11 protein-coding genes and 1 pseudogene are annotated in these 12260 nt (G+C 66.5%); 10 read left to right on the top strand and 2 right to left on the bottom strand.

Annotated elements, in window-relative coordinates; translation table 11 throughout:
• Positions 1–10: 10 nt before the first annotated feature.
• Positions 11–211, bottom strand: a complete 201-nt coding sequence (locus CYU59_RS05085; RefSeq protein WP_292976608.1) for a heavy metal-associated domain-containing protein — start codon at positions 209–211, stop codon at positions 11–13.
• Positions 212–680: 469 nt separating this feature from the next.
• Here CYU59_RS05085 and CYU59_RS05080 point away from each other — a divergent pair, with 469 nt between their 5' ends.
• From CYU59_RS05080 to CYU59_RS05035, 10 genes and pseudogenes are all read left to right on the top strand, one after another.
• On the top strand, positions 681–1730 hold the full coding sequence (locus CYU59_RS05080; RefSeq protein WP_292976607.1) for a pyridoxal-phosphate dependent enzyme: 1050 nt from the start codon (positions 681–683) through the stop codon (positions 1728–1730).
• 318 nt (positions 1731–2048) lie between these two features.
• Positions 2049–2177 carry a hypothetical protein gene (locus CYU59_RS05075; protein ID WP_292976820.1) on the top strand — a complete coding sequence of 43 codons (129 nt, stop codon included), beginning with the start codon at positions 2049–2051 and terminating at the stop codon, positions 2175–2177.
• Positions 2137–3634 (top strand): annotated as a pseudogene (locus tag CYU59_RS05070) (PPE family protein). The gene CYU59_RS05075 and the pseudogene CYU59_RS05070 overlap by 41 nt, the downstream one beginning before the upstream one ends.
• Before the next feature lie 508 nt (positions 3635–4142).
• A complete protein-coding gene (locus CYU59_RS05065; protein WP_292976606.1) occupies positions 4143–4949 on the top strand; it encodes a YoaK family protein in 807 nt (268 codons plus the stop codon).
• Positions 4950–5134: 185 nt separating this feature from the next.
• Entirely contained in the window at positions 5135–6010 is an 876-nt protein-coding gene (locus CYU59_RS05060) for a hypothetical protein (RefSeq protein ID WP_292976605.1), read from the top strand.
• Positions 6011–6068: 58 nt separating this feature from the next.
• Positions 6069–6416 (top strand): zf-TFIIB domain-containing protein, encoded by a 348-nt coding sequence (locus CYU59_RS05055; RefSeq protein WP_292976604.1) that lies wholly within the window; start codon positions 6069–6071, stop codon positions 6414–6416.
• 917 nt (positions 6417–7333) lie between these two features.
• Positions 7334–8299 (top strand): lactate dehydrogenase, encoded by a 966-nt coding sequence (locus tag CYU59_RS05050; protein ID WP_292976603.1) that lies wholly within the window; start codon positions 7334–7336, stop codon positions 8297–8299.
• Positions 8299–9210: a YoaK family protein gene (locus CYU59_RS05045; protein WP_292976602.1), complete on the top strand. Its 912-nt coding sequence runs from the start codon at positions 8299–8301 to the stop codon at positions 9208–9210. The genes CYU59_RS05050 and CYU59_RS05045 overlap by 1 nt, the downstream gene beginning before the upstream one ends.
• Positions 9211–9233: 23 nt before the next feature.
• Complete coding sequence (locus CYU59_RS05040; protein ID WP_292976601.1) at positions 9234–9998, top strand: response regulator transcription factor; 765 nt, start codon at positions 9234–9236, stop codon at positions 9996–9998.
• Positions 9991–11289 carry a HAMP domain-containing sensor histidine kinase gene (locus CYU59_RS05035; RefSeq protein WP_292976600.1) on the top strand — a complete coding sequence of 433 codons (1299 nt, stop codon included), beginning with the start codon at positions 9991–9993 and terminating at the stop codon, positions 11287–11289. The genes CYU59_RS05040 and CYU59_RS05035 overlap by 8 nt, the downstream gene beginning before the upstream one ends.
• Positions 11290–11323: 34 nt before the next feature.
• Here CYU59_RS05035 and aceA read toward each other — a convergent pair.
• Positions 11324–12260 (bottom strand): isocitrate lyase (aceA, locus tag CYU59_RS05030; protein ID WP_292976599.1); only part of this gene is annotated, 937 nt, incomplete at its 5' end.

The following is a 12260-nucleotide window of genomic DNA, read 5'->3' as shown; positions in this document are numbered from 1 at the left end:
TGACGCAGGGCTACTGGCCGACGAGTCGGTAACCGGCCTCTTCGACCGCGCCCTTGATCGCATCCGTGTCGATCGGGCGGTCGCTGTCAATGCTCACCGTGCCGCTGGCCAGATCCACGTTCACACCTTGGACGCCGGCGATATGGCCTACCTCTTCGCGTACTGAGGACGCGCAGTGAGCGCATGTCATCCCAGCAACGCTGACTGTCACAGTGCTCGTATCGCTCTCCTATTCGTATCAAGCCGTGCCGTGGGACAATGCCTTTGTATCATACCCCCCTAGGGTATGCAAGTAGTCGCTTTTTTCAGAATCGAAATCCTAATTCGACCCTTGCCGCGCGACGGTCGAGCGGATGTCCCCATCCGCTGGGTTCGACGCCGCCGGCGCACCCGAGTGATTGGTGAATACGCACGGTTGGTCACCTAAGGTGGGTTAAACCTTCAACAATGCTCGACCGAGTACTCGCGATCGCAAGAATATGACCGGACGCTACCTCAGAAGTCTCTATTGTCCCCGGTGCGGAGGACATGCACCAGAAGAGCGGGCATCGATGGGATGCCCCGACTGCGCCCGCCACGGTGTCGGAGTCAACCTGGCGCCTGCCTACGCGCTGACGCCGGGCCCGTTGCCGTGGGAGGACTCCCAGCCTGGCATCTTCGGCTTTCGCGAATTGCTGCCGTTGGCGCCCGACGAGGTTCCGGTAAGCCTGGGCGAAGGCGGGACGCCTCTGGTTCCGTTGAACCGCCTGGGGCCTCGACTGGGCTTGCACAGACTTCTGCTCAAAGACGAAACGCGCAATCCAACATGGTCATACAAGGACAGGCTGGCAGCGCTTGCCATCACCAAGGCGGCGACGTCTGGGACGTCAACCGTTGTCGTCTCCTCCACCGGCAACCACGGCGCAGCCGTCGCCGCCTACGCCGCCGCCGCCGGGCTTAGCTGCGTAGTGCTCACCGTCTCGTCGGTACCACGCGAGATGCGCATTCTCATGCAGGCCTACGGCGCCAGCGTCGTCGCGTACGACAGCGGGCCGGACCGGTGGTCGGTTCTGCGGGCGGCGGTTGAGGCGTTCGACTGGATGCCGATATCCGGACTTGTCACTCCCCCGATCGGCTCCAATCCGTTTGGCATCGAGGGATACAAGACGATCGCCTACGAACTGTGGCGCCAACTCGGCGAAACGCCCGACGTGGTCGTGGTCCCAACCGCCCACGGTGACGGGTTAGCCGGTCTTTGCCGGGGATTTTCCGACCTCGTCGGTTTGGGCCTTGCCCGCCGCATGCCCAGGTTGGTTGCGGTCGACCCGTTCGGCGCCTACGCCGCCGGGCTTTGCGCTCAAGAAGGCGGGCAGCCGACGGTTACCACACAGCCGTCCATGGCGTTTTCAGTGGCCGCGCGGCGAGCCACCTATCAGGGATTGGACGCCTTGACAGCCACCAACGGGACGGCAGTCGCCGAACCAAGCAATGACGCGATCGCCGGCATGCAACTCCAATTAGCCTCGGCCGAAGGCATTTACGCAGAAGGGGCGTCCGTGTTGACGGTGCTGGCCGCGCAACATCTTGCCGCGCGGAGGTGGATCGATCCCGATGAGAGCGTGGTGGTGTTGTCGACGTCGACCGGGTTGAAAGATCCCGGCTCAACCGAAAGCCACCTGCCCGATCTGCCGGTGCTTGACCCCACCTTGACAGCTCTCGAAGGTGCGCTCCCGACGCGCATGTGCCAGTGACATTGCGGACTGATCGCAAGATCCGCCTGCACACCGTCAACGTGCTACCCAACCAATGAACCTCCGACAGGTCCAGCGATGTAGGTCCACGCGCGCGGCCGGGCTGGCGGCGTCCTAGGCCTCCCGCCGCAGTAGCACTCAGCCCCCTGCCAAGGTAGCTTAGGCAATGCTAACGTAAGCTATCCAACGTAACCTTTAGCAACCTAGGAGCAAAGCGCGCACAGATGCGATACCGGCGCGCTGGCGGGGGTCGAGATGTCTGAGCCCGACTCTCTAGCAATGCGATCGGCGACGCGACGGCGGCGTATGTGATGGGGCGTGGCTAGTGATGCCGGCGCCGACCTGGATGGCGTTGCCGCCGGAGGTGCATTCGGCTTTGTTGAGCAGCGGGCCGGGGCCGGCGTCGTTGCTGGCGGCGGCGGAGGCGTGGTCATCACTGAGCGCTGAATATGTTTCGGCCGCAGACGGACTCAATGCGATGCTGGCGGCCGTGCAGGCCGGCGCGTGGGAGGGGCCCAGCGCGGAGTCGTACGTGACCGCGCACGCGCCATATCTGGCGTGGCTGATGCAGGCCAGCGCGAACAGCGCGGCCGCGGCCGCCCAGCATGAAACGGCGGCGGCGGCCTACACCGCCGCGTTGGCCGCGATGCCGACCCTGGCAGAACTAGCCGGCAACCATGTGAACCCACGGAGTGTTGGTAGGGACCAATTTCTTTGGGATAAACACTATTCCGATCGCGCTCAACGAAGCCGACTATGTGCGGATGTGGATCCAGGCCGCCACCACCATGGCGACCTACCAGGCGGTCTCCGGCGTTGCGGTCGCGTCGACGCCACCAACCGACCCGGCACCGCAGATCTCGAAATCCGCAGGCTCCACCTCGCAGACTGGCAACGCCGCCCAGGCCGCCCAATCCGAGTTTTCGACGGGGCTAGGCGACCGGCTACAGGCCCTAGTGGAACAGTTGGGGCTGAAGTCGCTGGAGGATCCGTACGCCTTCCACGAAATATATGACTTCAACAATCCGATCGGGTTCACCGAGCAGCTCACCGCGCAGGCAATCCAAAGACTTTTGGCGAATCCGTTAGCGGCGCTGAATAACCCGCTTTCACTGTTCTTCGACGGCGACGAGGCGTTCTTCCCGGCCGGCTCTGCGATTCTGCCGGCCTCCGCCGGCCTGGCCATCGGCTCCGTCACATCTGTGGGCGTCTCGGCGGGCCTGGCTGGGCCGGTCGCCGCAGTAACTGCCCCGACCACCGTCGCGCCGGAACCGGCACCCGTCGCGCCGGCGCTGGCACCGGTCGCAGCTGCGCCCGAGATATTGTCGGCCGCTGGGATGACCCCGACTCCTGCCGCGCCCTTGCCGGCGTCTGCGACGGCCCCTACACCAACGACCGCACCCGCCACAAGCACGGTCGCCAGCTCCGCGCCGCCGCCTGCGCCCCAGGCGCCGCCGCCTGCCACCGGCGCCGGCGGTTTCGGCTACCCCTACCTGGTCGGCCCCGGCGTCGAGTTCAAATCGGGGATGCGCACCAGCGCCCGCTTCAGCGCGAGAAGCAAGGCCCCGGAACCCGATGCCACCACGGCCGCGGCTGCGGCGGCCGTGCGGAGGCAGGCGCGGGCGCACCGACGCCGGCCAGTGAAGCTGCGCGGCCACGGCGACGAGTTCATGGATATGAATATCGAGCTCGACCCGGACTGGGGCGCGCCGCCGGGTGAGGAGGCCGCGGCATCGAGATCGGACTCCGCTTGGGTTGCGGGGCCGTTGGGGTTTGCCGGCATGGTTCGCAAGGAGACCGCCGCCGAGGCGGCGGGGTTGACCTCACTGGCGGGCGACGAGTTCGGCGGCGGTCCGACTATGCCGATGGTGCCGGGCACCTGGGAGCCCGATGGCGAGCGGTAAGGGGGCGATTGCACCTGACGGTGCGAAGCCCGTCAGACGCTGATCGCGGTGCCACCATAGTGACGATAACTTTTGCCTCGTCGAGCAACTCGTGCCGAACCGAATGAGCGATGATTGCGTTTAACACCCGGGCGCGACGAAAAGTTCGGCGCCGAGATGTTCTGTGCGCAATGAAAGACATAGCAACTGATCCAACATTCACTTTCAGTGATCTCGGCCGCTTGTGGGATTGGCCTGCCAAGAGGCGTCGGTTATGACATGGCGCGACCGTCGCTGGAACCGGCTCGCTGGGCTGTAGTACTTCAGCACAGTGCTGACGTCGGCCACGATTCCGCACACCGAACGCCGATCGGTGTGGGGTGAGCCCAACGCGTATGATTACAAGCTTGCCGGTCGGCCGCCACGAACTCTAATCATTTACCGGTGGCCTCAATCGATATCCACGAGTTGTTACAAACACCGTGTAGCCTCGCGCCCGCAACGATGATCTGGACGGAAGGGACGGACCATGGCGCAGACAATCGACGCACAGGCTCGGGATGCGCGAGTTGTCGTGCTCGGCTACAGCGGGGTACTCGCGGCGGTCGCTGGTTATGTGAATTCGGTGGCGCTACTGGTTTGGGTGTTCCCGGTGGGCAACCTCACCGCCTTGACCACGCAGGTTGGCATGCACAGCACTAATCCGCTGTTGTATTCGGGCCGCATGATCGCGGTCATCGTGGTCGGATTTCTGGCCGGTGTCATGGTTGCCGGTGTGGTGCTGGCTGCCGCGCGAAGCCATACCGGCCCGCGCCACGCCGCGGTGCTGCTCGCCGAGGCAGTGCTGCTGGTGGCCGCCGCCGGTTTCGAACATCCGTTGGTCAGAGCCCCGCTTGCCGCCGCCGCGTGCGGGTTGCAGAACGGAATGACGTCAGGTTTTCCGGGGATGGCGATTCGCACCACACATTTCACCGGAACTATCACCGACCTCGGGCTCCTGGTGGCCCGCGGGTTCCGTCATGGTGTGGACAAGTGGAAGGCCGCGGTGCTGACCACGACGGTGGTGCTGTTCGTCGCCGGTGCTGCCGTTGGGGTGATAGTCGGCGGTCGCCTCGGCGACCATGCGTTGATCCCTGCGTCCGTCGCGTGCGTGGTTGTCGCGGTCGCCAGCATCCGGCACGACCGCCGGCGTCGCACGCTCGCGGCACACGCGGCGCCTACACCCGAGCCCGCAGACAGCCTCGCCGGTTGGCTGGAGCCACCACCACTTGCAGCGGTCAGCCCTTACGGGAATCGGTCAGCTGCCGCTGACACGGCCGGCACTCACCAGGGGTGATCACCGCGCCGCTGGGCGGCGAGCACCCGTTTAACGCGGAAAGCGAGTGTGCCAGCGGGCGGCCGCAGCCGCTCGTGCAGCCAGCAGCGCGGCGTAATCTGCTGGCAAGATAACGGGTTCTGGTGGAGAGGGCGGGCGGCGCGGTGCACCCGAATACCGCCTGCGTTCTGGCGTAACGTGGTCGTATGCCATTACCCAAGCCCGGTTTCGGCGCCCGTATCGGTGCTAAGCTGCGCGGCGAGGTGCCCGCCGATGAGGTACTTGCGCTGTTGTCGGTTGGCGGCGGCGCCTACCAGGACTATCTGGCAGCCGATCAGCTGCGGGAGGAACTCGCCCGGGCCGCAATCGATCCGTGGTCCACCTCGCCGGCCGAGAGTAGTCAGCTGCTGGCCACCTGGAACGCATACGCACTGCAGTCACTGGGGCAAGCATTCGTCGATGCCGAGGGACTGGCACCGGGCACTGCTGGCTTCCTGCCCCGAGTGACCGCCGATCAGGCGCTGCGGTTCCTGCGCGAGGTGCCTAAGTGGTCGGCCCGAGCACGACGTGCCGCGATGGACCCCGGGTTGGACGTCGCCCGTGAGGTGGCGCTGCCAGCGCCGCTGCCGCAATGGGTGATGGTCGAGCCCTGTCCCCGGTCACACCTGCAGGCGATGCGGTCGGCCGGCGCCATCATGCTCGAACGGATTGAAGCAGCCCTGGCGGATCTCGACCGGCTACCGTCGGCCAAGCAACACCCGGACTCGGCGCGGCTGCACGGCTACGCGGTGGACGTGCGTAGCCTGCTCGACTATGCCGGCGCCATGCTCGCCGGAGGTTCCTCGGCCACCGTGGTGCACGACGGAGCAGAGCGGGCGTTGCGGGAGGCCATAACGACCGCGTTCTATCTCGGCCAGGTCGTGGCTCGACCGCGGTTGGCGAAGCTGTCCGCTGTCCCGGAACCCGCTGTTGCCGCCGCACCGCGCCCGAGTTCGGCAGCTAGTTACACCCCGTCCCCCTGGCCGCGGGGTCAACGCGACCACGGTCACCACGGCGGCTACGGTCACAATGGACATCACTGATTAGTTCATAATCGCTGGCGCTCCTTTCCTGGCTATCGACAATCGGAAGGCGAAATCGATGGTTGACACCGCGCTCACTTGCCCCAGATGCTCCGGAACCATGATCACCTACGAACGATCCGACATCGAGATCGACCAATGTCAGAACTGCCGCGGCGTCTTTCTCGATCGCGGCGAGCTCGAAAAGTTGATGGAAGCTGAGCAGCGCCACTACCAGCAGCCTGCACCTCAACCAGCCCCCGGCTATCCCCAGCAGGGTTACCCGCCGCAAGGCTATCCGCCCCAGCAGGGTTACCCCACGACCGGCTATTCCGAGCATCACGGTTATTACGACCACGACCACGACGAGGACTACGGGCATCACGGGTACCGCCGTCGAGGCTTCATGCACGGTCTGTTCGACTGACCATCCTCAACTTCCGCGAGCCTCTTTCGCGGCATTGCCCAGGGATCCTGGCTGGCGTGGTGTTCGGCGCCTGCTCGCCGGGTCGAATGCGCTGTCGTCGAGGGTTTCGGACGGCGATTTGTCGAATCCGCTGTCAGCGAGGACTTCGCTGATCGCGCCGGACGTGATTCCTTCGGTCGCACAAGGGATGCGGGTACCTACCGTCTCGCAAAGCCGCGCGAACGCACCGGGCCTATGGCGGCTGGTGACGGCATGAATCGATGTCCCAGCCGCCGCGATCGGTCCACTATGCGCCGCTAGTGAGCGCCGACGTCGTTGTCTTCGTTGAAACGGCCAGGCTCATCTGCCGCAGGGTGACCGGCGTCTGTGCGCGCGGGGCCACCAACGCGCGGAGCTGCTGATCTACGTCGGTACTAGCGGCCTGCCCGCAGGAACGCCATCTACCACGAGCGCAACGAGCCGTCCGACGCGGTGAGGCAGGGCGGTGGACAACGACTTACTGCCAACGGCGGGCCACGCGCGATGAGGTTGGCCGGCTCGCTGAGCTGCCGACGGCTTCACTGCCAGCGACGTACTTGTAGCCGCCGAGAGGCGGAGCCTTACCTCAACACCTGCACTTCCGTCACGCTAAGCCCCGATCCACGTTGCAATTACTCAGTTCAAGTCGTGATGGTGATGCAGGCCGCCGACGCCATTTCTTGGCAGGTAACCGATTCGCGGTGGCTGTGTTGATCGGGCCGGTCATTCGGGCTGTCGGACCAGTCCGGGCATGAATCGCATTACCAGTGCCTGTCGAACGGCATCGTGCTCTCAGAAGGTAAAGCAACCCCTTACCCGTTCCTCGGCAGCCGATAACCGAGCGCTGCCTAGCGTCGGACCCGTAAGCAAATTCGCGTTCCACTGAACTGGAGGCAGAGATGAAGGTTGGAATTGTTGGAGTGGGAGAAGTGGGAGCGGCAACCGGCCTGGCGTTGGTCGAGCACGGGTTGGGTGGCGAGATCGTGCTTGTCGACCGTGACCGGGCGCGAGCGGCGGGGGTGGCGTTGGATTTGCGTTACGGGGCCCCGCTGACGCCCGGCACCCAGGTTCGGGCCGGCGGCTTTGAGGACCTCGCTGACGCGGCGCTGGTGATCATCACAGCCGGAGTCAACGAACGCGCCGGTGGCGCCGTCGACCGCGCCGATCCGCAGGGACGGTTGCGGTTGGCCGCCGAAAACGCCCTCATTTACGCCGATATCGTTCCCCAGATCGTGGATGCGGCCCCCTTGGCGGTACTGATGGTGGTGACCGACCCGCCCGATCCGCTGGCTGAGATCACTCGCCGACTGGCTGGTCACAGCCGGGTGTTTTCTACCGGCACGCTGCTCGACAGTCTCCGGTTTCAGGTGCACCTGGCCGAACGGTTGAATGTACAGCCCTGCGATGTGCAAGCCATGGTGGTGGGCGAGCACGGCACCTCTGAGGTCCTGTTGTGGTCGACGGCCACGGTCGCCGACCGGCCCGTCCTTGACCTGCTCGCCCGCAGCGGCCGACCAGTGCAGGAGGTTCGCAGGGAGATCGAGGACGATGTCCGTTACGCCAATATCGCCATCATCGAGGGCACCGGGGCCAGCCGCTACGGTATCGCGGCGGTGGCCGCGCGGCTGACGGCAGCGGTGTTGCGCGACGAGCGGGCGCTGTTGCCGGTCGCGGTGTATCAGCCCGAGTACGGCACCACGCTGTCGCTGCCTGCCATTGTGGGAGCCAATGGGGTTGAGCGGGTCGTTGAACCACTGATGAGCCCCGACGAGCGTGCCGCCCTGGAACGCAGCGGCGATATCTTGCGGGCGGCGTCGCAACGCTGCGAGCAGGCGCTCACTCTGGTCACGGCAGCCCACCAGTAGTGGCTGTCGTGTCGGGGACGATGGTGCCCGCCAGGGCCGGCCACCTGCCGCCGCGGTGGCCGGCCATGGTGGCCGCGGTGCTGACTTTTGGCACCGGGGTCCTGGATGTGACCACGCTGACCCATCTCGGCGGGGTCTTCGCCAGTGTGATGACCGGCAATCTCGCGTTGACCGGACTCGGTTTCGCCCGCTTGGACGCCGCCCTGCTGACCCACACTGCGGTGGGTCTTGTGGGCTATGTGTTTGGCGTCGCTGCCGGCACCCGGATCACCGGCCGCCGCGGGTCAGATGGGTCGTCGTGGCCACGGTCGGTGACCGCCGCGCTCGCCGTCCAACTCGGCGTGCTGTTGGGCTTCGCCGTCGGCTGGGAAGCCACGGGCACCGCACCGGCCGGTACCGGGCAGCTGGCTTTGCTGGGCGCGGCGGCAGCGGCGATGGGTTTGCAAAGCGCCGCCATGCGCGGGCTCGGCGTGACGGTGGCAACCACCTACCTCACCGGCACCCTGACCGGCGTGATCGCCGCGCTCACTGGCTCACCGCGCACACGTACCGACCGAGCCGCGGTCGCCGCGCTGATCGCGCTCATCGGCGGGGCTGCCTGCGGGGCCCTGGTGCTGTCTACCGTCCCGGCCGCCGTGCCGCTGTTCATGCTGGTCCCGGTCGCCGCAGTCGCGGCCACCGCCGGATACCAACACCGTCGCGGCCGTGGCCGCTCGGAAAAGTGCGACTCGAGCAGCGAACTTGCTGCCGCAACGGCCCACGGTAAACAACAACGGCCGCGCCCAGTTCATCAGTCGACTCGGGTTGCCGCGCTTGTCGGATCGGCGTGTACCGGGGCGGTTGTGGACGCAGCGATGCCGCGTCGAAGCGGTTGCAGTGCCGCCACGCTCATCACAGATCAAAGCCGGTGACCTGCCGTCGATAGACTGGAGGAATGGCTCAACTGCTGGTCGTCGAGGACGACCAGACCATCGGCAAGCTCCTCGTCGACGGCCTGCGCTCGCATGGTCACCAGGTCAGCTGGGCCCGTACCGGACGCGGCGCGTTGCGGGAGGCGACCGCCGGAGACTTCGAGTTGGTGCTGCTCGACCTCGGGCTGCCCGACCTCGACGGTGTCGAGGTGTGCCGACAACTGCGCAGCGCTTTGCCCGGCGCCGTCCTGGTGGTCCTGACCGCCCGCGACGCCGAAATCGACATCGTTGTCGGTCTCGACGCCGGAGCCGATGACTACCTGACCAAACCGTTCCGCTACACCGAACTGCTCGCCCGTATTCGGGCCCATCTGCGCCGCGGCCCCACCCAGGCCAACCCGGCGCAGGCCCATGTGGTGGGTGAGCTGGTCGTCGACCCTGCTGCCCGCACCGCCGCCTACCAGGGGCACCGCCTTGAGCTGCGTGGCCGCGAATTCGACCTGCTGGCCCGGTTAGCCGCCGATGCCGACACCGCCGTGCGCCGCGAGACGCTGATGGCCGAGGTCTGGGACGAGAACTGGTACGGGCCCACCAAGACCCTCGACGTGCACATCGGCATCCTGCGCCGCAAACTCGCCGATGCGGCGGCCCGCTACGCCGCCACGCCCGACGCGACTCCCACGATCACCACACTGCGCGGGTACGGGTACCGCCTCGATTCACCCGCCCGGCCGCCGACGGCGCCGCAGCACGCCGACGACCCGCCCGAGCGGCCAGAGCATGCGTAAACGCATCGTCACCCTGGCAGTGCTGTCGGCGACCCTGGCCACCAGCTTGTTCGCTGTGCCGCTGGCGATCGCCGCCGCGCGCTACTTCTTCATCGACGAGTCCACCGAGCTCGACCGGATCGCACACATCGCTGCCGTCGATGTCGCGACCGACCTCGTCAACGACCGCCCGCCCGGCGACGTGGGGCGTCACACGCCCGGCACCGACGTCGCGCTGTACAGCGCAGACGGCCGGCTCGTCAAAGGCCGCGGCCCCAACAATGCCGACCCACTCGTCCGACGGTCCTTCGCCGATAACGCCGTCCACAGCGACTCCGACATCGACAACCTGATCGTGGCCGTGCCGATCGTCGGCCCCCCCGGCGCCTCCTACGCCGTGCGCGCTGCCGCCTCCCCCCGGATGGTCTATCCCAGAATCGCCGTCACGTGGCTGTCCATGGCGACTCTGGAAGTGGTCATTCTAGTCGCAATCTGGCAAATCGCCCGCCGACAGGCACGCCGCCTTGCCGGACCGGTCGAAACCCTCGCGGCCTTCGCCGCGAGGCTGGGCGACGGCGACTTCACCGTGCGGACCCACCCCACCGGTATCCCCGAAATCGACACTGCAGCAACGGCCCTCAATCGGGCCGCGGCCCGAATCGGGACCCTGGTAGACCGTGAACGTGCGGTCACCGCCCACGCCTCACACCAGCTCCGCACCCCCCTGGCCGGGTTGCGCCTGCGCCTGGAAACAGCACTCGATACACCCGGCGCCGACTACCAGACAGCTACCCGCGAAGCGCTCGAAGCCGCAGACCGTTTAGAGCGCACCATCAACGACCTCGTCACCCTGGCCCGCGCCCACGAACACCGGACCGAGCCGCTAGCCATCGCCGCGCTGCTCAACGAGCTCCAAACCGCGTGGCAGGGTCCACTCGCCGCGGTCGGGCGGTCTCTTCAGGTCAGCGCCGACCCGCAACTTCGCCGGTCGGGCGGATCAGCCGCCGCGGTCCGCCAGATCCTGGCCGTACTCGTCGACAACGCCGTACGCCACGGGACCGGTCAAGTCACCGTCCATGCGCGAGAAGCCAGCAACACCGTGGCAATCGACGTCACCGATGAGGGAACCGCTCCGACCATCGAGCACAGCTCAAGGTTCGACCACCAAGCCGCCGACGGACCCGCAGACGGACACGGAATCGGGCTCCCGCTGGCCCGCAGCCTGGCCGAAGCCGAGGGCGGGCGCCTGCTCCTCACCTCGCGCTCGCCCACAACTTTCACCCTCTTCTTGCCCGAGCACGACGGGGGGTGACATCACCAATCGGCTTCTGTCAGACGAACTTAGCTTAGAACTGGCCTTCTTCGGTGGAGCCGGCCAGGGCGGTGGTCGACGAGGTCGGGTCCACGGTGGTGGCGATCCGGTCGAAGTAGCCGGCGCCAACCTCGCGCTGGTGCTTGGTCGCGGTGTACCCGCGCTCCTCGGCAGCGAACTCGCGCTCCTGCAGCTCGACGTAAGCGCTCATCTGGTTGCGGGCGTAGCCGTAGGCCAGATCGAACATCGAGTAGTTCAGGGCGTGGAAGCCGGCCAGCGTGATGAACTGGAACTTGAAGCCCATCGCGCCCAGCTCCTTCTGGAACTTCGCGATCGTCGAGTCGTCCAGGTGCTGCTTCCAGTTGAACGACGGCGAGCAGTTGTAGGCCAGCAGCTGGTCCGGGAATTCACTCTTGACGCCCTCGGCGAACTTCGCCGCCAGCTCCAGGTCCGGGGTGCCCGTCTCCATCCAGATCAGGTCGGAGTACGGCGCGTAGGCCTTGGCGCGGGCGATACATGGCTCGATGCCGTTCTTGACCCGGTAAAAGCCCTCGGAGGTGCGCTCACCGGTGGTGAACGGCTGGTCACGCTCGTCGACGTCGGAGGTGATCAGCGTGGCGGCCTCGGCGTCGGTACGGGCGATGACGACGGTCGGCACGTCGGCGACGTCGGCGGCGAGACGGGCCGAGGTCAGGGTGCGGATGTGCTGCTGGGTCGGAATCAGCACCTTGCCACCGAGGTGGCCACACTTCTTCTCCGAGGCCAACTGGTCTTCCCAGTGCGAACCGGCGACACCGGCGGCGATCATGGCCTTCTGCAGCTCGTAGACGTTGAGTGCGCCACCGAATCCCGCTTCACCGTCGGCGACGATCGGCGCGAGCCAGTTCTCGATGGAGGTGTCGCCCTCGACCTTGGCGATCTGGTCGGCGCGCAGCAGCGCGTTGTTGATCCGGCGGACGACCTGCGGCACC

Source organism: Mycobacterium sp., assembly GCF_002863225.1.
Taxonomy (GTDB): domain Bacteria; phylum Actinomycetota; class Actinomycetes; order Mycobacteriales; family Mycobacteriaceae; genus Mycobacterium.
The sequence above is the reverse complement of the archived record's forward strand: the minus strand, read 5'-3'. Positions and strand labels throughout refer to the sequence as shown.

Excerpts from the sequence above, each read along its gene's own strand:
- CYU59_RS05065 (WP_292976606.1), top strand. The coding sequence starts at position 4,143 with ATGGCGCAGACAATCGACGCACAGGCTCGGGATGCGCGAGTTGTCGTG.
- CYU59_RS05060 (WP_292976605.1), top strand. The coding sequence starts at position 5,135 with ATGCCATTACCCAAGCCCGGTTTCGGCGCCCGTATCGGTGCTAAGCTG.
- CYU59_RS05055 (WP_292976604.1), top strand. The coding sequence starts at position 6,069 with ATGGTTGACACCGCGCTCACTTGCCCCAGATGCTCCGGAACCATGATC.
- CYU59_RS05050 (WP_292976603.1), top strand. The coding sequence starts at position 7,334 with ATGAAGGTTGGAATTGTTGGAGTGGGAGAAGTGGGAGCGGCAACCGGC.
- CYU59_RS05040 (WP_292976601.1), top strand. The coding sequence starts at position 9,234 with ATGGCTCAACTGCTGGTCGTCGAGGACGACCAGACCATCGGCAAGCTC.
- CYU59_RS05035 (WP_292976600.1), top strand. The coding sequence starts at position 9,991 with ATGCGTAAACGCATCGTCACCCTGGCAGTGCTGTCGGCGACCCTGGCC.